The organism is Hymenobacter lucidus (assembly GCF_020447265.1).
GTDB lineage: Bacteria > Bacteroidota > Bacteroidia > Cytophagales > Hymenobacteraceae > Hymenobacter > Hymenobacter lucidus.
On the sequence record NZ_JAJADR010000007.1, the window covers coordinates 92,630 to 116,805 of the forward strand.

25 protein-coding genes are annotated in these 24,176 nt (G+C 57.3%); 13 read left to right on the forward strand and 12 right to left on the reverse strand.

The window, feature by feature from the left end; genetic code table 11:
- Window positions 1-38 precede the first annotated feature (38 nt).
- From lptB to LGH74_RS20645, 3 genes are all read left to right on the forward strand, one after another.
- Window positions 39-770 (forward strand): LPS export ABC transporter ATP-binding protein, encoded by a 732-nt coding sequence (lptB, locus tag LGH74_RS20635; protein WP_226179241.1) that lies wholly within the window; start codon window positions 39-41, stop codon window positions 768-770.
- A gap of 148 nt (window positions 771-918) precedes the next feature.
- Window positions 919-2,436 carry a GH3 auxin-responsive promoter family protein gene (locus LGH74_RS20640; RefSeq protein WP_226179244.1) on the forward strand — a complete coding sequence of 506 codons (1,518 nt, stop codon included), beginning with the start codon at window positions 919-921 and terminating at the stop codon, window positions 2,434-2,436.
- Window positions 2,437-2,700: 264 nt separating this feature from the next.
- On the forward strand, window positions 2,701-2,934 hold the full coding sequence (locus tag LGH74_RS20645; RefSeq protein WP_226179248.1) for a hypothetical protein: 234 nt from the start codon (window positions 2,701-2,703) through the stop codon (window positions 2,932-2,934).
- Window positions 2,935-2,961: 27 nt separating this feature from the next.
- Here the strand turns inward: LGH74_RS20645 and LGH74_RS20650 are convergent, their stop codons facing one another.
- The 9 genes from LGH74_RS20650 to LGH74_RS20690 all read right to left on the reverse strand — a co-directional run bounded on the left by LGH74_RS20650 (window position 2,962) and on the right by LGH74_RS20690 (window position 12,703).
- Window positions 2,962-3,744: a TIGR00266 family protein gene (locus tag LGH74_RS20650; RefSeq protein WP_226179251.1), complete on the reverse strand. Its 783-nt coding sequence runs from the start codon at window positions 3,742-3,744 to the stop codon at window positions 2,962-2,964.
- Window positions 3,745-3,881: 137 nt separating this feature from the next.
- Window positions 3,882-4,256, reverse strand: coding sequence for a hypothetical protein (locus LGH74_RS20655; RefSeq protein WP_226179255.1), 375 nt, complete (start codon window positions 4,254-4,256; stop codon window positions 3,882-3,884).
- 118 nt (window positions 4,257-4,374) lie between these two features.
- Window positions 4,375-5,934 carry a glutamate--tRNA ligase gene (gene gltX, locus LGH74_RS20660; RefSeq protein ID WP_226179258.1) on the reverse strand — a complete coding sequence of 520 codons (1,560 nt, stop codon included), beginning with the start codon at window positions 5,932-5,934 and terminating at the stop codon, window positions 4,375-4,377.
- A gap of 164 nt (window positions 5,935-6,098) precedes the next feature.
- Complete coding sequence (locus LGH74_RS20665) at window positions 6,099-6,284, reverse strand: hypothetical protein (RefSeq protein ID WP_226179262.1); 186 nt, start codon at window positions 6,282-6,284, stop codon at window positions 6,099-6,101.
- Window positions 6,285-6,387: 103 nt separating this feature from the next.
- Window positions 6,388-6,774, reverse strand: a complete 387-nt coding sequence (locus tag LGH74_RS20670; protein ID WP_226179265.1) for a RidA family protein — start codon at window positions 6,772-6,774, stop codon at window positions 6,388-6,390.
- Window positions 6,775-6,882: 108 nt separating this feature from the next.
- Window positions 6,883-8,379: a DUF6056 family protein gene (locus tag LGH74_RS20675; RefSeq protein WP_226179268.1), complete on the reverse strand. Its 1,497-nt coding sequence runs from the start codon at window positions 8,377-8,379 to the stop codon at window positions 6,883-6,885.
- Between the two features lie 101 nt (window positions 8,380-8,480).
- On the reverse strand, window positions 8,481-10,316 hold the full coding sequence (glmS, locus tag LGH74_RS20680) for a glutamine--fructose-6-phosphate transaminase (isomerizing) (RefSeq protein ID WP_226179271.1): 1,836 nt from the start codon (window positions 10,314-10,316) through the stop codon (window positions 8,481-8,483).
- Between the two features lie 97 nt (window positions 10,317-10,413).
- Complete coding sequence (locus LGH74_RS20685; RefSeq protein WP_226179274.1) at window positions 10,414-11,907, reverse strand: DUF4270 family protein; 1,494 nt, start codon at window positions 11,905-11,907, stop codon at window positions 10,414-10,416.
- Window positions 11,891-12,703: a glycogen/starch synthase gene (locus tag LGH74_RS20690; protein WP_226179277.1), complete on the reverse strand. Its 813-nt coding sequence runs from the start codon at window positions 12,701-12,703 to the stop codon at window positions 11,891-11,893. The genes LGH74_RS20685 and LGH74_RS20690 overlap by 17 nt, the downstream gene beginning before the upstream one ends.
- A gap of 120 nt (window positions 12,704-12,823) precedes the next feature.
- On the opposite strand from LGH74_RS20690, the gene panC reads away from it, so the two are divergent.
- From panC to LGH74_RS20725, 7 genes are all read left to right on the forward strand, one after another.
- Entirely contained in the window at window positions 12,824-13,681 is an 858-nt protein-coding gene (gene panC / locus LGH74_RS20695) for a pantoate--beta-alanine ligase (protein ID WP_226179280.1), read from the forward strand.
- 83 nt (window positions 13,682-13,764) lie between these two features.
- A complete protein-coding gene (panD, locus tag LGH74_RS20700; protein ID WP_135465486.1) occupies window positions 13,765-14,112 on the forward strand; it encodes an aspartate 1-decarboxylase in 348 nt (115 codons plus the stop codon).
- 89 nt (window positions 14,113-14,201) lie between these two features.
- Window positions 14,202-15,251 carry a lysylphosphatidylglycerol synthase transmembrane domain-containing protein gene (locus LGH74_RS20705; RefSeq protein ID WP_226179283.1) on the forward strand — a complete coding sequence of 350 codons (1,050 nt, stop codon included), beginning with the start codon at window positions 14,202-14,204 and terminating at the stop codon, window positions 15,249-15,251.
- Window positions 15,241-15,726, forward strand: a complete 486-nt coding sequence (gene rfaE2, locus LGH74_RS20710) for a D-glycero-beta-D-manno-heptose 1-phosphate adenylyltransferase (protein WP_226179286.1) — start codon at window positions 15,241-15,243, stop codon at window positions 15,724-15,726. Before LGH74_RS20705 ends, rfaE2 begins: the two co-directional genes overlap by 11 nt.
- 37 nt (window positions 15,727-15,763) lie before the next feature.
- The gene (locus tag LGH74_RS20715) at window positions 15,764-16,438 is read left to right on the forward strand and encodes a zinc metallopeptidase (protein WP_226179289.1); all 675 of its coding nucleotides are present in this window, start codon (window positions 15,764-15,766) and stop codon (window positions 16,436-16,438) included.
- A 269-nt stretch (window positions 16,439-16,707) separates the two neighbouring features.
- Window positions 16,708-17,847, forward strand: a complete 1,140-nt coding sequence (locus LGH74_RS20720; RefSeq protein WP_226179292.1) for an acyl-CoA dehydrogenase — start codon at window positions 16,708-16,710, stop codon at window positions 17,845-17,847.
- 159 nt (window positions 17,848-18,006) lie between these two features.
- Complete coding sequence (locus tag LGH74_RS20725) at window positions 18,007-18,930, forward strand: helix-turn-helix domain-containing protein (RefSeq protein WP_226179295.1); 924 nt, start codon at window positions 18,007-18,009, stop codon at window positions 18,928-18,930.
- 100 nt (window positions 18,931-19,030) lie between these two features.
- Here LGH74_RS20725 and LGH74_RS20730 read toward each other — a convergent pair whose 3' ends face one another.
- From LGH74_RS20730 to LGH74_RS20740, 3 genes are read right to left on the reverse strand one after another with little or no spacing between them, the layout of a single operon-like run.
- Window positions 19,031-19,801 carry a geranylgeranylglyceryl/heptaprenylglyceryl phosphate synthase gene (locus tag LGH74_RS20730; protein WP_226179298.1) on the reverse strand — a complete coding sequence of 257 codons (771 nt, stop codon included), beginning with the start codon at window positions 19,799-19,801 and terminating at the stop codon, window positions 19,031-19,033.
- The gene (locus LGH74_RS20735; protein ID WP_226179301.1) at window positions 19,779-20,534 is read right to left on the reverse strand and encodes a hypothetical protein; all 756 of its coding nucleotides are present in this window, start codon (window positions 20,532-20,534) and stop codon (window positions 19,779-19,781) included. Before LGH74_RS20735 ends, LGH74_RS20730 begins: the two co-directional genes overlap by 23 nt.
- A gap of 8 nt (window positions 20,535-20,542) precedes the next feature.
- Window positions 20,543-20,920 (reverse strand): phage holin family protein, encoded by a 378-nt coding sequence (locus tag LGH74_RS20740; protein WP_226179304.1) that lies wholly within the window; start codon window positions 20,918-20,920, stop codon window positions 20,543-20,545.
- A 150-nt stretch (window positions 20,921-21,070) separates the two neighbouring features.
- On the opposite strand from LGH74_RS20740, the gene LGH74_RS20745 reads away from it, so the two are divergent.
- The 3 genes from LGH74_RS20745 (at window position 21,071) to LGH74_RS20755 (ending at window position 24,079) form a co-directional block, all read left to right on the forward strand.
- Window positions 21,071-22,213: a J domain-containing protein gene (locus tag LGH74_RS20745; protein WP_226179307.1), complete on the forward strand. Its 1,143-nt coding sequence runs from the start codon at window positions 21,071-21,073 to the stop codon at window positions 22,211-22,213.
- 113 nt (window positions 22,214-22,326) lie between these two features.
- Window positions 22,327-22,791: a translesion error-prone DNA polymerase V autoproteolytic subunit gene (umuD, locus tag LGH74_RS20750; RefSeq protein WP_226179311.1), complete on the forward strand. Its 465-nt coding sequence runs from the start codon at window positions 22,327-22,329 to the stop codon at window positions 22,789-22,791.
- Window positions 22,775-24,079 (forward strand): Y-family DNA polymerase, encoded by a 1,305-nt coding sequence (locus LGH74_RS20755; RefSeq protein WP_226179313.1) that lies wholly within the window; start codon window positions 22,775-22,777, stop codon window positions 24,077-24,079. Before umuD ends, LGH74_RS20755 begins: the two co-directional genes overlap by 17 nt.
- Window positions 24,080-24,176 lie beyond the last annotated feature (97 nt).

Here is a 24,176-nt window from a genome sequence, read left to right on the forward strand (position 1 = left end):
GCCCCGGCTTCTGATTCCTAACGCCTACCTTTGCCTCAATGATTCTGCGCGCTGAACACCTAGTAAAAACCTACAAGTCCCGAACCGTCGTCAACGATATGTCGCTGTCGGTGGAGCAGGGCGAAATCGTGGGACTGCTCGGGCCCAACGGAGCTGGCAAAACCACCTGCTTCTACATGACCGTAGGCATGGTGAAGCCCAACAGCGGCCGGGTGTTTCTCGACGATGAGGACATCACCAAAATGCCCATTTACCAGCGGGCCTTGCGCGGCGTGGGCTACCTAGCCCAGGAGGCCTCCGTGTTCCGCGACCTGACGGTAGAGGAGAATATTCTGGCCGTGCTGGAAATGACCAAGCTCTCCAAAAAAGCCCAGCGCGACAAGATGGAAGAGCTTCTCAATGAGTTCAGCCTCACCCACGTGCGTAAGAACATGGGCCGGGTGCTGAGCGGCGGGGAGCGGCGGCGCACCGAAATTGCCCGTGCCCTGGCCGTCGACCCCAAGTTTGTGCTGCTCGACGAGCCCTTCGCCGGCGTGGACCCCATTGCTGTGGAAGAAATTCAGGGCATCGTGGCTAAGCTCAAGCACAAGAACATCGGCATCCTCATCACCGACCACAACGTGAACGAAACGCTCAGCATCGTCGACCGGGCCTATCTGCTCTTCGAGGGCAAGCTGCTCAAGGCCGGTACCGCCGAGGAACTGGCCGCCGACGAAACCGTGCGCCGCGTGTACCTGGGCAAGCACTTCGAGTACAAGCGCAAAATCTAAACCGGGAGCAGGGGCGAGGCACCGATTTCAGGCGTGGCAGCCCGGTCGGGCCAATTTGCGTATAGGGCCCACCCACCAAAGCATGCTTCGGTGAAAAGGCGTTTATTTCGCCTGACAACCTGCTTTCCCACCCGGCAATCGACCCTGAATGATTGATTCTATCCTGACCTGGACCGTGCAGCGGCGGCTAGCCAGCATCGACCATTTTCGCCAGCATCCGCACGAGGTGCAGGCACGGGTGCTACAGGAACTGCTACTGAAGGCCCGGGCCACGGAATGGGGGCAGCGCTACGGCTTCGCGGATGCCCCTAATGCGGCCGAGTTTGCCCGGCGGGTGCCCATCAGCAGCTACGAAGCGCTGTATCCGGCCATCGAGCGGGTGCTGCGCGGGGAGCCCGACGTGCTCTGGCCCGGCCGGGTGCAGTGGTTTGCCAAGTCGAGCGGTACTACCAACGCCCGCAGCAAATTTATTCCCGTTACTCGCGAGGCCCTGCACGAGTGCCACTACCGCGCCGGCCGCGACATGACGGCCCTAGCCACGGCTTTATACCCCGAAAACCGCGTGCTGGCGGGCAAAACGCTGTCCTTGGGTGGTACGCACGCTCCCAACCCGTTTCGGCCCGACGAGGCCGATTCCCGCGTCGGTGATGTGTCGGCCGTCATCATGCAGAATCTGCCGTCGTGGGCCGAATACCTGCGTACCCCGCCCCTGGAGCTGGCCTTGCTGGATGAGTGGGAGGAGAAGATTGAGCGCATTGCCCGCCACGTACTCACGGTAGACGTGTCGGTGCTGGCCGGTGTGCCCACCTGGATGATTGTGCTGCTGCGCCGCGTGACGGAGCTGGCCGGGGCTAGCAATATCACGGAGGTATGGCCCAACCTGAGTTTGTTTCTGCACGGGGCGGTGGCGTTTGGGCCGTATCGGGAGCTGTTTCGCCAGCTGATTCCCTCGGAGCAGATGAGCTACCTCGAAATCTACAATGCCTCCGAGGGCTACCTGGCCCTGCAGGATCAGCGGGGCTCCGAAGACCTGCTGCTGCTGCTCGACCACGGCATCTACTACGAGTTTATGCCCCTCGACCAGTTTGATGCCGAACACCCGCAAGCCGTGCCGCTGGATCAAGTAGAGTTGGGCAAAACCTACGCCCTGGTGCTCAGTACCAATGCGGGGCTGTGGCGCTACAGCATCGGCGATACGGTGCGCTTCACCAGCCTGGCGCCCTACCGTATCCGCATTACGGGCCGTACCAAGCACTTTCTGAATGCCTTTGGCGAGGAAGTCGTCATCGAAAATGCCGATGCCGCCATTGCCGCCGCCTGCCGCGCCACCGGTACCACCGTGCGCGACTATACTGCCGCCCCCATCTACTTTGACGCCTCAGCCGCTTCCCGGGGCGGCCACCAGTGGCTTATCGAGTTCAGCCAGCCGCCCCAGCAGCCAGAGCGGTTCACCGCTGTGCTCGACCAGAAGTTGCGGGAGCTGAATTCGGATTACGACGCCAAGCGGCACCGCAACCTGGCCCTGGAGCCGCCAATGCTCACCGTGGCCAGCACCGGCACATTTACTCGTTGGCTGGCTAGCAAAGGCAAACTCGGCGGCCAGCACAAAGTGCCACGCTTGAGCAATTCCCGCGAAATCATCGAAGAGGTACTACGCCAGGTATAGCCTCATAAAGCTCTCTTTTCAGACTGGCCCTATCAGTTAACCTAGGGCTTGGGAAAGCACAATTGCTCGGTTAAAATGCCAAATAACCTTGATTCATCACGGCATCAGAAACGGTGCTGAAATCAGGCTACTGAAGTTATTCTCAAATATTTATAAAGAATCGGGTAAACTTTTAACCTATGGCAATATTTTTTGCGTTGCCCGGACTTGTTCTAATATAATAACTTATATATTGTCGGATTATTAACGTTCACGCTCACACCCGTGCCCGCTATTCCGACCTCTTCTTCTCGCCCCTACGTTTCCCGCCGCAAGCGTAGCCATTCCTCCGAATCATCGGGGCTAAGTGCTAAAGCCACGGCTGGCCTGCTCAGCCTGCTGATCTTCGCCCTGCTGGCTAGTCTGGCCGTTATTGCCGCTCACCTGCCCGATGAAGAGCCGGGCCGCGCACCCAACACGATAAGCGCCGCCGTCACTGCTCCGGCTACGAACCAGTAACGGCGGGACATTCTATCGACTCTACGTTTACTCGTCCAGCACGCCGCCTACTAGGCGGCCTAGTACGCTGCCACTTTCTTTCGAGGCATTGCCGCCATTGGGTGCCAGCGCCTGAATCAGCTTTTTCACCGGCATCGACTGCAGCCACACCCGGCCAGTACCTTGCAGGGTGGCCAGCAACAGCCCTTCGCCGCCAAAAATCATGGATTTCAGGCCGCCGGCGCGGGCAATGCTGAAGTTGATGCTGGGCTCGAAAGCTACCACGCAGCCCGTATCCACGCGCAGCAGCTCGTTATTGAGTTGCTTCTCGATGATGGTACCGCCCGCGTGAATAAAAGCTTTACCGTCGCCGGTTAGCTTTTCCAGAATGAAGCCCTCCCCGCCAAAAAAGCCGGCCCCAAACTTCTGGTTGAAGTGAATCCCGATTTTGGTACCCCGGGCCGCGGCCAGAAATCCATCCTTCTGTACGATTAGGCCCTGGGGCATGGTGCCCAGGTCTACCGGGATAATGGTGCCGGGGTAGGGGGCCGAAAAGGCTACGCGGCTTTTGCCGTAGCCGCCCCGGTGCGTAAAGTGGGTCATAAACAGCGATTCGCCGGTAATCAGGCGGGTACCGGCCGAGAACAGCTTGCCCAAAATGCCCTGGTCGGGCTCCGAGCCGTCGCCCATCTTGGTTTCGAAGGCTATGCCTTCTTCCATGTACACCATGGCGCCGGCTTCAGCAATGACGGTTTCATTGGGGTCAAGCTCCACTTCCAGCACCTGGATGTCGGAGCCAAGAATGCGGTAATCTACGTCGTGGGACTGCATATGCGAGAGGTTAAGGCGAATAACGAGCCCAAGTATAGCAAACTGCCAATAATCAGGGGAAGTAGCCCCAAAATAAAGCGGCGCTCTTCCATTGGAAAAGCGCCGCTAAATATCCTTTGCAGAGAAGACCAAACAGCTTATTCTTTGCTTAACTCGCCACGCACGTCGGCTTCAGCGTCGGCTTCGGGCTCGTTTTTCGCGCCCTTCTTCTTGGCCTCAGTGCTGGTGCGGCGCATGAAGTCTTCGTCGGACTCTTCGGGTTCGGCCGCCCCGTTTTCCAACGGAAAATCTTCGTCGTCTTCGACCTTCTCGCCAAACTGTCCGTCGCGGTTCACCAGCTTCTTGTCGCGCACGTGCTGGTTGAGGAAGTGGTTGATTTCCTCGATGGAGTAGTTGGAGGTGATTTCGCCCAGCGGATTGACCTTGATTTCGAAGCCTTCCAGGTCTTTGTGCACCCGGGCTTTTTTCTCGGGGTCGGTTTTCTTGCTCTTGTTGACGGGTTTCTTAGCCATGATGTCGTCCGTAGGTAGGTGTGTGCTACGCCAGCGCCTTGCCCAAACACGAAGGCCGCTCCGTACCGATAGTACGAAGCGGCCCCGGTGCCGGATGCCCGAATTTTAAAACGGCTGGTTAGGCGCTGGCTTTGTCGGCCAGGCGCGCCACGGCGGATTCAATGCGCTGCGCCGTTTCCTGCGCCCCAATGATGCTCATAATGGCCATCAGGTCGGGGCCGGCGGCTACACCGGTAACTACCGTGCGCAAAGCCTGCAATACCTGCCCGATTTTCACGCCCTGGCGCTCCAACACCATCGTCAGCAGGGTTTTGATGCCCTCGGGCGTAGTATCGTTGTGGGCGGGCAGCTCCTGGGCAAATTGCAGCAAAGCCGAAGCCGTAGCGGCATTCCACTTCTTGCTGATGACCTGCTCGTCGTAGCTTTCGGGGGCAATAAAGAAGTACTGCGCCTCGCGCCAGAAGTCCTGCGGGAAGGTCACGCGTTCCTTCATTGCGCCTACAATCTGCACGGCCTTCTCTTCGGAGCACTCGATGTTGTGCTCTCGCAGGGCCGTGAGCAGGAACTGGGCCAGCTCGGTATCGGGCTTGGCGCGCAGGTAATGCTCGTTGTACCAGCGCACCTTGTTCTGGTCGAAGCGGGCCGGCGACTTGCTCACCCGCTCAATGCTGAAAGCCTCAATCAGCTCCGGCATGGAGAAAATTTCCTGCTGGGAGCCGGGGTTCCAGCCCAGAAAGGCCAGGAAGTTGATGAAGGCGTCGGGCAGGTAACCACTCTCGCGGTAGCCGCTGCTCACCGTGGGCTGGCCGGTTTCGGAGTCCACACCGTGCCATTCGAGCGGGAATACGGGGAAGCCGAGCTTGTCGCCGTCGCGTTTGCTGAGCTTGCCGGTGCCGTCGGGCTTGAGCAGCAGGGGCAGGTGGGCAAACTGCGGCATGGTGTCTTCCCAGCCGAAATAGCGGTAGAGCAGCACGTGCAGCGGGGCCGAGGGCAGCCACTCTTCGCCCCGGATTACGTGGGTGATTTCCATCAGATGGTCATCCACGATGTTGGCCAGGTGATAGGTCGGCATGCCGTCCGACTTCATCAGCACCTTGTCGTCGATGCTGCTGGAATGGACCACTACCCAGCCCCGAATCATGTCGTTGAAGCGTACTTCCTCCTTGCGCGGCACTTTCAGACGAATCACGTAGGGCGCGCCGCTGTCGAGCAGTTGCTTCACCTCGTCTTCGGGCAGCGTGAGGGAGTTGCGCATCTGAGTGCGCGTAATGCTGTTGTACTGCGGGTTGGGCACCTTGGCGGCCGTTAGGCGGGCGCGCATGGCGTCCAGCTCTTCAGGCGAGTCGAAGGCATAGTAGGCATGGCCGCTGTTGATGAGCTGCATGGCGTACTGCATATACATCGGCTTCCGCTCACTCTGCCGGTAGGGCGCGTGCGGGCCGGGCGTCTCGCTCCACGGGCTTTCGTCGAGCTCGATGCCGCACCATTTCAGGGATTCGGCAATGTACTTTTCAGCACCGGGCACGAAGCGGTTCTGGTCGGTGTCTTCGATGCGCAATAGCATCTTACCGCCCATCTTGCGGGCAAACAAATAGTTATACAGCGCCGTGCGCACGCCACCGATATGTAACGGTCCCGTAGGGCTGGGCGCAAAGCGCACCCGTACTTCTCTCTCCATAAAAACAGAAATTCGCGTCGAATCTGACTAGAAACGTGCCGCGAAGGTACAAAGATCAAATGGTGATTTAGTGAGATGGTGAAATGGTGAGTTGTTGTTCCGTTGGCGCTATTTGCGCGGTCAGAACGACAAACTTACCATTTCATTATCTCACTAAATCACCACTACTCCCGATTGCGGAAGGTTAGGTAGAGGATGAGACCCAGCAGCGTGATGCCGCCCCGGATAACCCAGGCCACGGTGGCGCCCCACTGGTCAATCCAGGTGAGGAGCATGGATTTCATGCCCAGCGAAGGCAAAATCAACGACAGCAGGCCGAGCAGGAGCAAGCCTAGTCCAAGTTCTTTCATACAGTGAAATTGTGAAGTGGTGAAATAGCGAGTTGTTGTTCAATATGCGCAATAGCACACAGTCAGAACGAAAAACTCACTATTTCACTACCTCACCAAGGCTCTATTTTACGGCGATGCACGAAATTTCTACCTGCACGTCTTTAGGCAGGCGGCTTACTTCCACGGTTTCGCGGGCCGGGGCGTAGTCGGCCTCGAAGTAGCTACCGTAGATTTCGTTGATCAGGCCAAAGTTGCCGAGGTCTTTCACGAAGATGCTGCACTTCACCACGTCGCGCAGGGTGAGGCCGGCGGCGCCCAGCACGGCCTGCAGGTTACGCATCACCTGGTGGGTTTCGGCGGCTACGTCGCCATTGCCAACGAGCTGGCCGGTGGTAGCATCCAAGGCAACCTGGCCCGAGACGTACACGGTGTTGCCGGCCTGAATAGCCTGGCTGTAGGGGCCGATAGGAGCAGGGGCTTCGGGTGAGTAAATGATGGTGTTGGCCATAAGAAGTAAGTTGGGAAAGGCAGGTAAGTTTTAAGGCAGAAAGCTAAGCAATAACGGTGGGCCGGTAGCTGCACGCAGCTACAGGATGGCATGAAGCGGCGGTAATCCTCAAGGCGCAACGACCTGCTCTGCCGACACTCGGATACTTTTTTTACCGAAAAACTCGGCGTAAGCCTGATTCGACCAATCGTCGGTAGTAGGAGTAATGTCGTAGAAAAGCAGCGTTTTCGACGGGTTGCGCAGCGGTTCTACTACCACGTCCGGAGTGTTGGCCGACTCCCAGGAGTGCAGGTATTGGTAGCGGGCCGTCAACTGCGCATCGTAGCGCGCCGCCGCGCCGCTTAGCCAGTCCTGGTAGGCTAGCATGATGTTGTTGGTATTGTCGACTTTTTCGCGGCCCCGGGCTCGGAACCGATGCCCCACTGCAAACGCCAGTACCACCCAGCCCACAAGCAGCCAGTGAGCATAAGCCGGCACCGCGTCGGCCGGTGCAGTAGCGCGGCTCCAATAGCGCCGGGCCCAGGCGTGGGCATTCACAAACCAGCCCACCAGAAAAAATAAGTACAGCACGTTCTGGGAGCGAGGCGGCATGGATGTGCTGGTAGCATAATGCGCCAGCGAGAAGACGATAATAACCGAAACGGGTAGCAACAGAGTAATAAAGAGCGGGTTTTGCGCCAGCCGGTTCAAGGGTAGGTCCGGCACGCGGCTTAGGCGGTAGCTGAGCGGGGCCAGCAGCACGGTAATAGCCAGCAGTACCCCGTTGCCCAGCCAGTTGATCAGGCACCGGTAGGCCGACAGCGCGCCCCTGTCGACGGCTTGCAGCACCGTGTACTGTTGCCGGTGCTCATGCATCCGGACGAAGTTGCCGGGCGCCAGAAACGCCACGGCACAGGCGGCCACTACCACCGCGCTGAGCAGCATATATTCCCAATCGATCCGGCGCTGTTGGATGCAGCGCAGCAGGGTGAAGCTGCCGAGGCCAACCAGCAGGGGCAGGGCATTGGTTTCGTTGCCGCCTACTACTACACTGGCTAGCAGCGCCGCAACACCCAGCCACTTGCGGCGAGCAGCCCCGGCCGGCATGTTGGCATGGCGCACCAAGGCACCCAGCAACAGTAGCGTTAAGCAGGCCGGTACCATATAGTTGTAGTCACTGGTAATCCAGTAGAACCCTTCTGCCGGGCTTGGCATTTGAAACAGGAAAAGAGCCGTTAGTGCTCCTGCCGCTAGCCAGGCGTACCGCCGCTTGTACTGCTCGCCCAGCAGCACACGGAATAGCAGATAAGCCGCTACGGGCAGCAGCAGAATCATCAGCAGGCACACGAGACCGTAGCCCTCAGTGATGTAACCGTAAGCCACCGGATTCAGCAGCCCCCACAGCGCAGCAGCGGTGTAGCGGCCCGTCCAATGGTAATACATATAAGAAATGTAGCCCCAGTGCCCGTGTTTGCTCACATCGTTGGCGGTCAGAAAATCATCGGCCGACGGGTGAGCATACCAGCATAGCGCCACGAAGGGCAGCAGGCTTAGGACGCCGGTAATTCCTATTAAAAACGAAACAGTTGACTGTGAAAAACGCGTCGGGGATAAAGCTGCTTTCATACACTGAAAGAGGTAGTAATTGACCTTATATAGAATTGGAAAGGCATAAAAAGAGCGCCCTTTGCGGAGGCGCTCTTTTTGTATTCAGTGATGTACAAAACTTACTCTACCGTCACCGACTTAGCCAAGTTACGGGGCTGGTCGACGTTGCAGCCGCGCAGAACGGCAATGTGGTAGGAAAGCAGCTGCAGCGGAATCACCGATACCAATGGCATCAGTACTTCGCTCGTAGCGGGTACCTCGATGGTGAATTCAGCCATAGCCGGAATTACTGTGTCGCCTTCCGTTACTACGGCAATGATGCGGCCTTTGCGGGCCTTCACTTCCTGGATGTTCGATACTACTTTCTCGTACGAGCTGTCTTTGGTAGCAATAACCACCACGGGCATGTTCTCGTCGATAAGCGCAATCGGACCGTGCTTCATCTCGGCCGCCGGATAGCCTTCGGCGTGGATGTAGCTGATTTCCTTGAGCTTAAGCGCACCTTCCAGGGCTACAGGGAAGTTGTAGCCGCGGCCCAAATACAGGAAGTTAGTCGAATCCTTGAAGATTTCGGCAATGGCCTCAATCTCATTGTTTAGCAACAGCGCCTTTTCAACTTTCGATGGAATGTTGCTCAACTCTACCATCAGTTCCCGCAGCTTAGAGTCGGTAAGAGTGCCGCGCTTGTGGCCCACAATCATGGCCAGCAGCGTCAGTACCGTAACCTGGGCCGTGAAAGCCTTGGTCGAAGCCACCCCAATTTCGGGGCCGGCGTGCGTGTAAGCACCCGCGTCGGTAGCGCGAGCAATGCTCGAGCCTACCACGTTGCAGATACCGAAGATGGTAGCGCCTTTGCTCTTGGCCAACTCAATGGCCGCCAGCGTGTCGGCCGTTTCGCCCGACTGAGAAATAGCCAGCACGATGTCGCGCTCGGTGATAATGGGGTTGCGGTAGCGGAACTCGGAGGCGTATTCCACTTCCACCGGAATGCGGGCCAGGTCCTCAATGAGGTATTCTGCTACCAAGCCGGCGTGCCACGAAGTACCGCAGGCCACGATGATGATCCGGTCGGCATTGACAAACTTCCGCTCGTAGGCCCGGATACCGCCCATGTTCAGGTGGCCGGCCTCCAGCTCCAGACGACCCCGCATGGAATCGAGGATAGAGCGGGGCTGTTCGAAGATTTCCTTGAGCATGAAATGCTCGTAGCCGCCTTTCTCAATGCTGTCCAGCTCCAACTCCAGCTTCTGGATATACGGCGTCTGCTGCACGTCTTCCTTCGAGCGGATATCGAGCTTACCGTCGCGGATAACTACGATTTCGTAGTCGTTCACATACACTACCTCGTTGGTATACTCAATGATGGGCGTAGCATCCGAAGCCAGGAAGAACTCATCTTTGCCGATACCGATTACCAGCGGGGAGCCTTTACGGGCCGCAATCAGCTGATTAGGGTCGTCTTTGCTCAGTACCACGATGGCGTAGGCTCCTACTACTTCGTGCAGGGCCAAGCGCACGGCCTCTTCCAGCGAGCAGCTGTTCTGCTTCTGGATTTCCTCAATCAGATTGACGAAGACTTCCGTGTCGGTATCGGAGTGAAAAACGTGGCCTTGCTTCTGCAAGTGGGTCTTCAGAGCCGCGTAGTTCTCGATGATGCCGTTGTGGATGATGGCAATCCGCTCGGAGGTAGAGTAGTGCGGGTGAGCATTTGAATCGTTCGGTTCGCCGTGGGTAGCCCAGCGCGTGTGGCCCATGCCAATGTGCGCGTGCGTATCCTTCTCGGCAATGAAGTTCTCAAGTTCCTGAACTTTGCCCTTCTTCTTATAAACGTTCAGGGCTCCGTTCAGCAGGGCAACGCCTGCCGAGTCGTAGCCGCGGTACTCCAGGCGACGCAGGCCTTTTATGATAATGGGGCAAGCCTCACGGTACCCGATGTAAGCGACGATTCCGCACATAGTGTGTCAGAGAAAGAGATGTTGAGAGAAAAATCACTCCGGCCCGGCCCTTCAACAAAGGCCGTGCCGGAGTGATTCGTATGAAATCAGCTGATCCTTAGCGCAACTTGGATGAGTATACGCGCAACTTAATTTTCTGGGCGTCCAGTACGCTCCGATTTAGCGACAGGCCGAATGAGCGGCGCAGCACCGGACTGAGCATCAAAGAGGCGGCCTGCTCACCCAATTGATTAGCCAAGTAAGCCTGCAGATAGGTGGTGATAACCACGCTGTAGTATTTGTTGGTCGGGCTGAGGTTATATAGGGTCACGACGGCTTCGTTACCCTGTCCTAATTGGTTTTGCAGATTTGCCTGTACAATCCGCTCCACTGGCGAAATGTTCACGGTACGCAGTAGCACCCGATTTTGGGCGTTTAGCTCGTAGAGGAATGCCTGAGTCGGGTTGGGAAACAAGGCGCCGCCCGACGATTTTACCGGAATAATCAATTCAGCCCGGTTGATGGCCAGTGCCGACTGGTCGCGCAACGCATCCAGCCCCGTGAAAGTCAGCTTGGCAGCCAAACCTACACCTTCCTGCATATACGCCAGGTTGTCAGTGGTGCGCACCGATTGCGTGCCATTAGCCAAGACATCGAAGGGCGCTTTCAGTGCCGTTGAAATCTGGCTGTAATAGCGTGGAGCGTTCGGGTCGCTGCTGGCGTAGGAAGTACCCAGACGAATAGTGTAGGGCTGTGGCACGTAGGGCTGCGTTCTGCCCGTTTTGGTCGAGTGGAAATAAACGAAAATCCGGTTATCGACCGAGCGGTTAATGCCTAGTACCGCGCTGCTATACCCTGCAGCAGGAGCAATGGCAAGGCCTTTAATTATTTCGTCCAGCTTAGCCTGCGTGAAAGAAGCGTCGTTCAACGCCCCAAATAAACGGGTAGCCAGCTCGGAGTTGCGCACCTGGTCTTTGTGCAGCACCAGCCGAATTGTCGGATCTGGAACGGTAACAGTAGTCGTACTATCGACGGTGCCCGGAACCTTGTTACCGTCCGCATTCTTGATCAGCTTTTTCAGCCCATTGGCCCGCTCTTCCTTCTTGGTTCGGTTGAGCGAGCTTATCAGATTGGTACCAATGGCTGAACCCAACGCCACGTCAGCGACGCCCGCGTTATAGGTTTTCTTCTCGTTGAGTGGTTCCGCCAGCGGAAGCAGGTCGAAGTGAACTGGCTGGGCCGAGCTGCCATACACCTGGTCGAAGGCCGATACGACCACCACCGAGTCGAGTTTGGCATTGGTAAACTGGTGCGGTAGTGAATCGGGGCTGGTGCGCAGGTTGTAGAGCACCTTGGCCGTAGTGGTACCCAGCACGTTGTCCGTAACCCGTCCTACCAAAGCCCGGTCGGCATTCAGGGTTTCCACTGAGTCCTGCAGGATGGTAGCCGCTTCCACTGGGTAGTCGCGGTATTCAGTGTTGATAGGTGAAGTGCCCGGCAGCTCAACCCCCAGGTCGTTGGGGTCTTCGCAGCTGGTGGTAGCCAGCAGCAGGGCAGTGGAAACAAGGGAAACCGAAGCTATTCGGAAGGCGCTGCTAATTGGCCAGTTCATTATAAAGCGTGTAGTAAGAGGAAAGCAGTTGGTCGCCGGTACCAACCTGGCCGATCTGACGTTTCTGCGAGTACTCCGAAAACAGGGCGTTCAGGTTGTCGCTGAAGTCCTCGTCGGATTTCACCACGGAGTCGGCATATTCCATGCCCACTTTGATGAAGCCGCCAAAGTCGGCCGTTTTGAGCGCGGCCAGCATTTCGTCATCAATGTCCAGCATTTTGGCCTTCTCGATGATGTCGCCTTCAAATTTGTGGCTGAACTCGTTGTTGTAGACCGTGAAGACTGACTTGGCATCCTTAAAGATAGGATCCTTCTTGTAGGTGGTCTTCAGGTACATCGGAATCAAGCCGGTCATCCAGTCGTTGCAATGAACGATGTCGGGTGCCCAGCCCAGCTTTTTCACGGTTTCGAGCACGCCTTTGCAGAAAAAGATGGCGCGCTCATCGTTGTCGGCGTGGAACTTATCGTTTTTGTCGACCAGCACCGACTTGCGGTGGAAGTAATCTTCGTTATCGATGAAGTATACTTGCAGCTTCGCATTTGGAATAGAAGCCACTTTGATGATAAGCGGCTTTTCCTCCTCACCCACGGCGATGTTGATGCCGGACAGGCGCACTACCTCATGCAAACGGTTCTTACGCTCGTTGATAATACCAAAGCGGGGCACGAAAATGCGGATTTCCATCCCCATCTCCTGCATTCCCTGCGGTAGCATACGCAGAAACTCCGCTACCTTGGTCGTCTGCAAAAACGGGTTAATTTCCGTGGCAGCGTAAAGTATTCTCAACTTGGACATATAGAGTCAGTTGGTGTGATTGGGATAGGGCAACACTTTGGGATGCACAAAATTAAGCATTTTTGAGCGAATTATCAATTAAACCAGCCCCGGCACCCTGCCAACGGGCCTTTTCACCCTATGGAGATACTGCAATCGGCAGCCGCGTTGCAAGCCCAGACCGAAATCTGGCGTCAAAACAAATTGCGCATCGGCTTGGTGCCTACCATGGGGGCGCTCCACGAAGGGCATCTGCAACTGGTGCGAGCCGCCGCGCAGGAGAATGATGTGGTGGTGGTCAGCGTATTCGTGAACCCCACGCAGTTTGGCAACGCCGAAGACTTCCGCCTCTACCCCCGCGTGCCCGAAGCCGATGCCGAGCTGCTGGGCCCCGCAGGCTGCACCGCGCTGTTTCTGCCCGCAGTAGAGCAGATGTACCCGCAGCCCACGGTGCTACGCTTCGACTTCGGACCCCTGGAGCGGGTGATGGAAGGGGAACACCGGCCGGGGCATTTCAACGGCGTGGCCACGGTGGTGAGCAAGCTGTTTCACTTGAGCCGGCCGCACCGGGCTTACTTCGGCCAGAAAGATTTGCAGCAAGTGGCCGTTATCCGGCAGCTCATTGCCGATTTGTCGTTTGACCTGGAACTGGTGGCGTACCCGACCATTCGGGAGGCCGACGGGCTGGCTATGTCGTCGCGCAACCGGCGGCTGGCCCCGGCCGACCGTGCCGTAGCGCCCCGGCTCTACGAAGCTCTAGCATTGGGGGCTTCGCTCGTGGAAGAGCAGATATCCACTCCCGAAGCGGTGCAGCAGGCCGTAGAGCAGTTTCTGGCCGCCGATCCGGCTATTCAGCTCGAATACTTTGCCCTGGCCGATGGCCGCACCCTGCAGCCTATCATCGGCACCTGGACGCCGGGCAGCGTGGTAGCGTTGTGCCTGGCCGCCTACGTGGGCGGCGTACGGCTGATCGACAATGTGCTGGTGACACTGGCGTAGCGACGCCGGGCTGATGAGCATCCATGAGGGGTTCAGCGTGATTTAGCTACCTTTGCAGCCTGAAAATCACCTGTTCTTTACCCATGCATATCGAAGTTCTCAAGTCCAAAATTCACCGGGCCAAAGTTACCCAGGCCGAGCTGCACTACGTCGGCAGCGTCACGATTGACGAAGACCTGCTGGATGCGGCCAACATGGTGGAAAATGAGAAAGTTACCATCGTCAACGTCAATAACGGGGAGCGTTTTGAGACGTACACCATCCGGGGGGAGCGGGGCTCGGGTATGGTGTGCCTGAACGGGCCCGCCGCCCGGCGCGTGGCCGTGGGCGACATCGTTATTATTTTCTCGTATGCCCTGATTGACTTTGCCGAAGCCCGTGAGCATAAGCCCACGCTGGTGTTTCCGGATCAACACAATCGGTTGGTATAAAGCGCCGGATCAGCCAGCCGCTCTGTTGGCCAAGGAGCGGCCGGACTTGCGGAGTCCCATAGTCGGTATTTGTTGCGTGGACGGTATTCATGAAAAGACTGCTTAATATTCTAAAATACGCCCTGCTCTTATCGGTTTCGGGGCTGCTGATGTGGTATGCCGTGCAGGGCCAGGACTTGAGCAGCATTGGCCGCCACATGCGGCAAGCCAACTATTCTTGGCTGATCATCACGATGACTCTCTCGTGCCTGGGCTACTTCAGCCGCGCCTACCGTTGGAAGATGCAATTGGACGCCACCAAGCACACCGCGCCTTTCTGGGACGTATACCACGCCATGATGGTGGGCTACCTGGCTAACATGGTGCTGCCGCGCATGGGCGAGGTTATCCGCTGCTCTATTCTGCAGCGCACCAGCAAAGTGCCGGTACAAGTAGCCCTGGGTACCGTCGTGACGGAGCGCGTCATCGACGTGCTGGTGCTGTTGCTACTACTAGGCAGCACTCTGCTGCTCGATTTCAACACTTTCTGGTCGTTTGTAACCGATAAAGTGCTGGGTGGCCGCTACGACGAGCTGGCCCGCAACCGTACGCCGCTGCTGGTGGCAGCCGGTATTGGGCTGCTGCTGCTGCTGGGACTAGCTTATGGGTTGTTTCGCAACCTGGAGCGGCTGCGGCAAAGCGCGCTGTTCAACAAGGTAGTCGTGTTTGCAAAAGGTTTGCTGGCGGGTGTTTTCAGCATCCTGAAGATGGAGAATAAAGGGCTTTTCCTGCTCCATACCTTCTTCACCTGGCTCGTGTATTACCTGATGGACTACCTGGCCTTCCGGTGCTTTCCGGCTACTTATTCTCTGGATATGCGCGCAGGACTGGCCGTACTCACCTTCGGCGCCTTCGGCATGGCAGCTCCGGTGGCCGGTGGCATCGGACCGTTTCACGTGATGGTACAAGGCATTCTGTTGGCCTACGGTATTAGTAAGGAAGCCGGTATTGCCTACGCCCTGGTTGTGCACGGCTCCCAGACGATACTGGTGGTGCTCATGGGTGGTATCAGCTTCGTGGCTAGCATGGTAAAATCGGGCAAAACGCTACGGCAACTGGCGGCCGAGCCAACTCTAGCAGTAACAACCGATGTGGAGTAAAGACAAAATACTAGGTACTGAAGCCCTGCTGCCGCAACTGGAGCAGTGGCGCGCCGCCGGCCGCAAAATTGTGTTTACCAACGGCTGCTTCGATCTGCTCCACCTGGGCCACGTCGACTACCTGGAAAAAGCCCGTAGCCTGGGCGACGTACTGGTGCTGGGCCTTAATACCGACGCTTCGGTAAGCCGGCTCAAGCCTGGCCGGCCGCTACAGGACGAAGTGTCACGCGCCCGGATTCTGGCGTCCCTTTTGTTTGTGGATGCCGTGGTTCTGTTCGACGAGCCGACTCCGTTGGAGCTGATTACGCTGGTCCAACCCGACATTTTGGTGAAGGGCGACGACTACGCCGTCAGTGGAATTGTCGGCCACGAATTGGTGTTGGCTAATGGCGGGCAGGTACTCACCGTACCGCTCGTACAGGGCTACAGCACCACGCGCATCGTCGAGCGGATCCGGGCCCAGTTTCACTCCTAACGCACTTTTCCCCATGCACTATAACGCAAGTCCGATTATGTTCCTGGTCCTCGCGGCCATGGTAGTAAGCTGGCTGATTCAGTGGCGGCTGCGCAGTAAATTCGCGCAGTACGCCAAAATCGGGTTGCAGTCGGGCCTGACAGGCCGGCAGATTGCTGAGCTCATGCTGGCCGACCACGGCATCACCGATGTGCGCGTCATCTCGGCCGAAGGCCGTCTTACCGACCACTACAACCCCGCCGATAAGACCGTAAACCTGAGTGAGGCTGTGTACGAGGAGCGTAGTGCCGCCGCCGCCGCCGTAGCCGCCCACGAGTGCGGCCACGCCGTGCAGCACGCCACAGCCTATAGCATGCTGCAGTTCCGCTCGGCTATGGTGCCCGCCCTGAGCGCTGTATCCACCTACATGCCCTGGATTCTGATGGCCGGCGTCTTCATGATTCGCACCACGGTTATTCCATTGGGCGTGGGCATTGCGCTGTTCTCGCTCACCACGCTATTCTCGTTTGTCACGCTGCCCGTCGAGTTTGACGCCAGCCGCCGGGCCCTGGCCTGGATTGACAAGCGCGGCATCGTAACGCCCCAGGAGCACACGATGGCCAAAGATGCCCTCTGGTGGGCCGCCATGACCTACGTGGTGGCCGCCCTCAGCTCCCTGGCTACGCTACTATACTATGTCAGCATTTTCCTGGGTGGCCGCGACCGGCGCTAAACAATAGGCTGATTAACTGCTTTTAAAGCGGGCCGCTTGGATGTTCTGAGCGGCCCGTTTTTGTTGGACGGCCCAGCTGCCGCCCGCTTTTTCGTTTAAGCCAGTACTAAGGAAGTCCGCTTTTCATACTCTGGCCCAACTACAGAAGGCGGCTTGCCGAATAAAATTGCGGCCTACCTGCTTATTGTCCAACATCTACGGGTTAATTTTGAACCTACATTCCGCCGCCTACAAGCGGTACCATTCTCTCCCACCCAAGCATATTCCCAATGGATTTTCAGCTCACTGAAGAACAACTAGCCGTCCAGTCGGCAGCCCGCGACTTTGCCCAGAACGAACTCTGGGCCGGCGTAATTGAGCGCGACGAACACCAGAAATTTCCCGCTGAGCAAGTGAAGAAGATGGGCGAGCTAGGCTTCCTGGGCATGATGGTGAGCCCCGAGTACGGCGGCGGCGGCATGGATACGGTATCGTACGTGCTGGCCATGGAGGAGATTTCCAAGGTCGATGCATCCTGCTCCGTTATCATGTCGGTGAATAACTCGCTGGTGTGCTGGGGCCTGGAGAAATACGGCACCGAGGAGCAGAAGCGCAAGTATCTGCCCCGCCTCACCAGTGGCGAAATCATCGGCGCCTTCTGCCTCTCCGAGCCCGAAGCTGGCTCCGATGCTACTATGCAGCGCACCACGGCCGAAGACAAAGGTGACCATTACCTGCTGAACGGCACCAAAAACTGGATTACCAACGGCAGCTCAGCTTCCGTATACTTGGTGGTGGCCCAAACCAACCCCGAGCTCAAGCACCGCGGTATCAACGTGCTGATTGTGGACAAGGACATGCCCGGCTTCGTAGTTGGTCCCAAGGAAAACAAACTCGGCATCCGGGGCTCCGACACGCACTCCCTGATGTTCACGGATGTGAAAGTACCCAAGGAAAACCGCATCGGTGAAGACGGCTTCGGCTTCAAGTTTGCCATGCAGGTGCTGGCCGGCGGCCGCATCGGCATTGCAGCGCAGGCTCTGGGTATTGCTTCCGGCGCTTTCGAGCTGTCGTTGAAGTACTCCAAGGAACGCAAGGCTTTCGGCGTTGAAATCTCCAAGCACCAAGCCATTCAGTTTAAGCTGGCTGATATGGCTACCAACATCGATGCGGCCCGCCTGTTGTGCCTGCAAGCTGCCCACGATAAAGACGCTCACCAGGACTACGCCAAGTCGGGTGCGATGGCCAAGCTGTTTGCCTCCAAAACGGCTATGGATACGGCCGTAGAAGCCGTTCAGATCCACGGGGGCTACGGTTTTGTGAAGGAATTCCACGTGGAGCGTATGATGCGCGACGCCAAAATCACGCAGATTTACGAAGGAACTTCGGAGATTCAGAAAATTGTAATCTCACGTGAATTGCTTAAGTAATTCTGGAATTGCCTAAAAGTCAGAATCATTGCATTAAACCCAGCCATAAATTGGCTGGGTTTTTCGTTTTTGTGAATTTTTATATGTTATTTTGCATTGTCTAAATCCAGCCCCTCAACTGGCCGGTTTTACCCCGGTACCCCAACCACCCCCTAGAATATGGAAGATTACAATAAAGTGATAGAGTCGCTTGGTGTACGATACATTAAAGCGAAAAATCTGGTGCTTCAGCAGCCGTTTACGGTGCGGAATTATTACGATGTCGGCAATAACCTTATTCTGCTGCACAAGGGCCGCGTAGCCTTCGGCGACGAGGAGCAGGTAGTAGAAGAAGGCGAAATGCTGTTCATCCCCGGTGGCCGCGCTACCAAGGTGAGCTACGGCGAGGCGGCCGGCAAAGTCATTACCAACGACGACCTGATCAGCAATAAGGACAAGTTTTTCCACTCGAATGCCGATCTGGACCTGATTGGCGACGCCGAAGAAAGCCACAGCCACGTGAGCTTCGAGGCCAAGGTGTTCGACTCGGTCAACTTCTTCGCCTCACTCGATGTGCCTGCCTTCCTGATTACCGGCAATTCCAAGCTGGCCAATCTGGTAATTAAGGTAGTAGAAGAAAGCCTGCAGGAGTTGCCCGGCCGCGAGCGTCTCATCACCATCTACACCGAGAATATAGTGGTGGAGATTGTGCGCTACATCCTGAAAAACAAGATGTTTGTGGAGCAGCTGGCTACCAACAGCACCTACTTCAAAGACCCGCGCCTCATTGACCTCTTCAACTACATCAAGGAGAACATCGGTGGCGACCTGTCGAACAAAGTGCTGTCGAGCGTGGCTAACGTGAGTGAGGACTATGTAGGCCAGTACTTCAAGATGCTAACCGGCATCAACCCCCAGGACTACATCGAGTACCAGCGCATGGAACGGGCCGTATTCCTGCTCCGTACCACCAAGAAAAGCATCCGCGACATTGGCAAGGAAGTGGGCTACAAGGACACAGCCTATTTCTGCCGCCGCTTCAAAATGATGTTTGGCATTCCGGCCGGCAAGATGCGCCGCCGCGAATCGGCCATGAACATCTAAGTAGCCGGATAACCCAATAGAAAGCCCCGCTTCAAGCAATTGAAGCGGGGCTTTCTATTGGTGGTGTTTTGAGCCGGACGCTCTTTCAGCCGGCTGGATCTTATACCGTTACGTCGAGCACCGTATTGAACGTGCGGACTACCCGGGATACTTCGGCCAAAAAGTCGGGTGCTTTTTCAATCTGGTTGCCGATAACGATGACGTCGGCGCCGGCAGCTAGGGCCGTGTGAGCTTTTTCGGCGGTATTGATGCCGCCACCCACAATCAGGGGTGTATCGGTAGCCTGGCGCACGGCCCGGATGGTAGCTGAGGAAACGGGATACATAGCGCCACTACCGCCATCGAGGTACATCAGGCGCAAGCCCAGTTGCTCGCCGGCCATGGCCGTGCAGGCTGCAATAGTAGGCTTATCGTAGGGCAGGGGAGTAGTGCCACTCATGTAGCTGGCCGTAGTCTGGCGACCGGTATCAACCAGCATGTAGCCGGTGGGCAGAATCTGCAGGTTGCTGGCCCGTAACAGCGGAGCCGCTACTACGTGCTGGCCAATGAGAAAATCCGGGTTGCGGCCCGAAATCAGGGACAGCAGCAAAATACCATCAGCGTTGGTGTCGAGATGAAGACTGTGGCTGGGAAAAAGCAACACCGGCACGGCGCTGCAGCTTTTTATCAAACGAATGAGCGACGCCTGGTGAGAAGTCATCACCAGGCTGCCGCCCACGAAAAAGTAATCAACCGGGTTTACTTCACTTAATTCCAGCAGCTGCCGGCACCCTGCCTCATCCAGGTTATCCGGGTCGAGCAGGACGGCCAGAGACTTCTGGCCCCGGGCACGGCGCTTACTGAGGGTTTCATGCAGGCTTGTGAGGCGCATCCGCTTCGTCGTGGTGATACGTAAAGTCGATATCCTTCGTCTCGGGTTCGTAAGCCGTCGAACTGGGGGAAGTCGCAAGGTCGGGATTTTTGACCATAGGTAGATAATCGCCAACTTTTTTCGCTACGTATGCCATCAATACGGCCGTTACCTGCGCAATAAGCATCTTTCCAGTATCCGACTGCATAAAGCTCTGGAAAGCAGAAGCCATCAGGTTAGCCGCTTCCGAAGAAGGAGCCGCCGGCTGTTGGTAAGCCGGCACCGGATAGGAACGGCCCGATGCGCGGGAAACCGGCGGAAATGGGTCGATGTCCGAATCGGTGTGGTACACATCCGGGGCCAGGTGGGCCCGCTCGTGTGAAGGAGCCTGCGCGCCCCGGTCGGCCTGGTGTGGGTGAGCTGAGCCAAAGCCCAGATCATCGGCTACCGATGTATCGACGTGAGAATAATGCTTGTCGGCGTGGCGGATCTTGCGGCGCGACTGGGCTACCCGCTCGTGCATGTCCAACTCCTCCAGTCCTTCATCGAAGGCCGAGCGCTTCTTGCTGAATACTTTCTTGATCAGCCAGATGCTACCGACCAGGCCCGCGCCGATGATGGCGTATTTGCCTACCTGTTGGGTTTTTTCCTTGATTTCATCAACGTCGCCCTGCAGTGCCCGCTCGTACTCAAGCTTTTGGCGCTCCAGAAATTCCTTTTCGTCCTCGAACAGTGGATTGGTCAGCTCAGCCATGAGGTAGATTATGCTTGACGTTTGTCAGATTTGTAGATGGTGTTGTTCAGCAGCTTGTCGGCCAGGCCCTGGAACAATTTTTTGTCGACGCCCACCAGGAAGATGATGAGCAGTACCAGATAGAAGCCGGCTACGGCCCCGAAACCCCAGTACGGGCTGTCGAAGGCCACATTGAGGGCCAGACCAGCGAAGATGCTCAGAAAGATCAGGAACATCAGGGCAATCAGGCCCATAGCGGCACCGTGCATGGTGCCTACGAAAGCCAGCTTGACTTTCTCCTGCACTTCCAGGCGCACCAAGTCGATGCGGGTATCGAGGTAGCCTTTCAGGTTGCCCACCAAGCTGTCGTTGCGGGGCGTTTTGGAATCGTCGTCGTCGTAAGCCATACGGCGTGGAGAAGAATAGCGAGAAAAGATGTTAGAGAGGTCGGAAGCCACCAAGTGAGCCAGAAAGCCGTTTTGTGGTTTGTGCTTCCATACGCAAACCAGTACGTCTTGTCTGACATTTGCGTTACTTTTACTATATACAGTCGCGCTTTGAGCCACACGCATTATCAAACTCTCGGGGTTTCCAGCACCGCTACGGCTCAGGAAATAAAACTGGCCTATAAACAGTTGGCTATTCAGTTTCACCCTGATAAGCACGGCGGTAGCACCCGATTCGAGGAGCAGTTCAAGGCTGTGAATGCCGCCTACCGCATTCTGAGCGACCCGGCTCGCCGCGCTGCCTACGACCACCAACTGCGGACCGCCGCCGCCCGGGCCGAAGAAGCCCGTCGGCAGCAGCAGTACCGGGCTCAGGGCCAGTATGTGTACGGAGTGCCCATGCCACCGCCCGCCCCGCTGCGCACCCGCCCCCCAGCCGGCTCCACCGAGCGGCATTACCAGAAAATGCCCAAGCGCCGTGCCAGCTTCACGCGCCGCGACTACCTGCTCACGGCGGGCTTGTTTGCGCTCTTGCTGCTCTTTATTCTGGCAGTGAAGGTGACCATGGACCGCGTGACGGCAACCAGCAACTACGAAAACGGCCTGCGGGCGTACGTGAGCCGGCAGTGGAGCACCGCACACGGCTTTTTTTCTGAAACGCTGAAGTTCAAGCCAACTGACAAGAACGCGCTGCGGCACCGGGCCGAAATCGAGCAGCTTATTTACCGTAACTACAAAGCGGCCCAGCTCGATTACAAAGCCGCCTTGCGCGAAACTGATTCGCGTAAGGCGGCGGCCGTGCTGCTTTACCGCCTAGGCCAATGCCAGGCTGCGCTGGCCCAGAAAGACTCGGCGCAGCGCAGCCTGACGCACGCTTTGGCCCTCGACTCGACGCTCAGCGCGGCTTGGCTGGCCCGGGGCGAGTTGCGACTTTTTGAGCTGCTGCAATTTGGAGGCGCCATCAACGACTTATCCGTAGGGCTGCGCCAGCGGGAAGCTGCTGGGCAACTTCAATCATCGAAATACCTGACGTACCGCGGGCTGGCTTTCTACAAACTGCGTGAGTTTGGCGCAGCTCGGGAAGACTACCGCCAGGTGCTGCTACAGAATCCGAAAAACGGACAGGTGCATTTTCTACTGGGGCGACTGGCGCAGCAGGAAGGCAATACGGCTGCAGCCTGTGAGTTTTTCCGGCGGGCCGTGCAGCTGGGCTACTTGTATGGCGGCGAGGCGCTAAAGCAAAACTGCCAGTAGCGGGGCAGGCCGAATAAGCCACATAGCCCAGTTTTTGCCAAATTATTTAGTAAAATATATACTATTTTAATTAGCAATACGTATCATTGCGGCAAACCTATTGTGCTGTCGTTATGAGCCGAGTTGTTGTCCTGAATGTGCTGCGGAAGCCACTGCTGCCTTTTTTTCAGTCTCGGGTGCCGGGCGGGTTTCCGTCGCCTGCCGAAGACCATGTGGGTGCTAAGCTAGACCTGAATGCACTGCTGCTGCCTCATCCGCACGCCACGTACCTGGTGAAGGTGGAAGGGCACAGCATGACCGGAGGCGACTCCGGAATCCGGGATGGGGCGCTGCTGGCCGTTGATTGTCGCCTCACTCCGCAGCACAACGACGTCATTATTGCGGTAGTTGAGGGCCAGCATACGGTGAAGCGCCTACTCAAACGGCAGGACACGTGGTGGCTAGTGCCCGACAACCCAACTTTCCCATCGATTCCACTGACTGGCGAGCCGGACCTGTACGACTGCTGGGGCGTAGTCACGTATGTACTGACTGAAACCCGCCCGGGCAAACTCTCGCGCCATGTTCGCGTTGGTTGATTGTAACAACTTCTACGTGAGTTGTGAGCGGGCTTTTCAACCCCGGCTGGAAGGCAAGCCGGTGGTAGTTCTCAGCAACAATGACGGCTGTATCGTGTCGCGTTCCGCCGAAGCCAAGGCCCTGGGCATTCGGATGGGAACCCCATACTTCCAGGCCCGGCCAGTGCTGGATCAGCACCAGGGCTACGCCTTTTCCTCGAACTATGCCTTGTATGGCGATATGTCGCGGCGTGTGATGGGCTACCTGGCCGAGGTGGCTCCCGAAGTAGAGGTGTATTCCGTGGATGAGGCTTTCCTCAACCTTACGGGTATGGAGCAGTGGCAAGGCGACCTGGAAGCGTACGGCCGCCGCATTCAGGCCGGTATCAGGCAGTATGTGCACCTGCCCACCTGTGTTGGTATTGCGTCTACTAAAACCCTGGCCAAGCTGGCTAATCACGTCGTCAAGAAAAGCACCGCCCACCACGGAGTGCTGTGTCTGGATTCGCCGGAGCAGTGCCGCTGGGCCTTGGAACAGGTGGCCGCGGCAGACGTATGGGGAATCGGCCGCCAACAGGCGGCCAGGTTGCAAGCGCACGGTATTACAACGGCTGCCGAGCTGGCCGAGGTGTCGGAGGCGTGGGCCCGCCGCCATTTGGGCGGCGTAGTTGGGGCCCGCCTTGTGCGGGAGCTGCAAGGGCAGGCCTGCCTAGAGCTGACTCCCAGCGACGATGCACTGCCCCAGCGGCATAGCATAGCCCACACCCGCAGCTTTGGTACGCCCCTGACGGCCTATCAGCCGCTGCTCGGTGCGGTAGCGGCATTTGCCACCCGTGCCGCGGAAAAGCTGCGCCGCCAGAATAGTGCCGTCAATATTCTCACAGTATTCCTGAGCAAAAACCGGCACGGGTCGGCGCCCGCCCCGCATACCACTTCTGCTACCCTGAATCTGCCCGCCGCCACGAGCGACACCGCCGAATTGATTCGATATGCCCGCACCGCTCTCAAAAGAATCTGGCAACCGGGTAGCGCCTACAAGAAAGCCGGGGTGGTTTTTGCCGGATTGGAAACGGCCGGCGCGCAACAGCTCAACTTGTTTGAAGCGTCGGGTCAGACGGCGCAGCGCGTCAGGCTGATGGCCGAGCTCGACAGGCTTAACGCCCACTATGGGGCCGGCACTGTTGGGTTTGCCACGGCGCTGCCAGGAAAAGGCGAGAACTGGAGCGGAAAAAAAGACCTACGGACCCCGGCTTATACTACCTGCTTCAAGGAGCTCTGGTGCATCCACATGGACGGCGGCTTTCTGTAGCCAAGGCGCCAGCCACGGCGCAACTCATGTCGGCCTGTGGGGCGGCAAGAGCGTAAAGCCACAAAAAAAGCCCTTCTGCGGGATGCAGAAGGGCTTT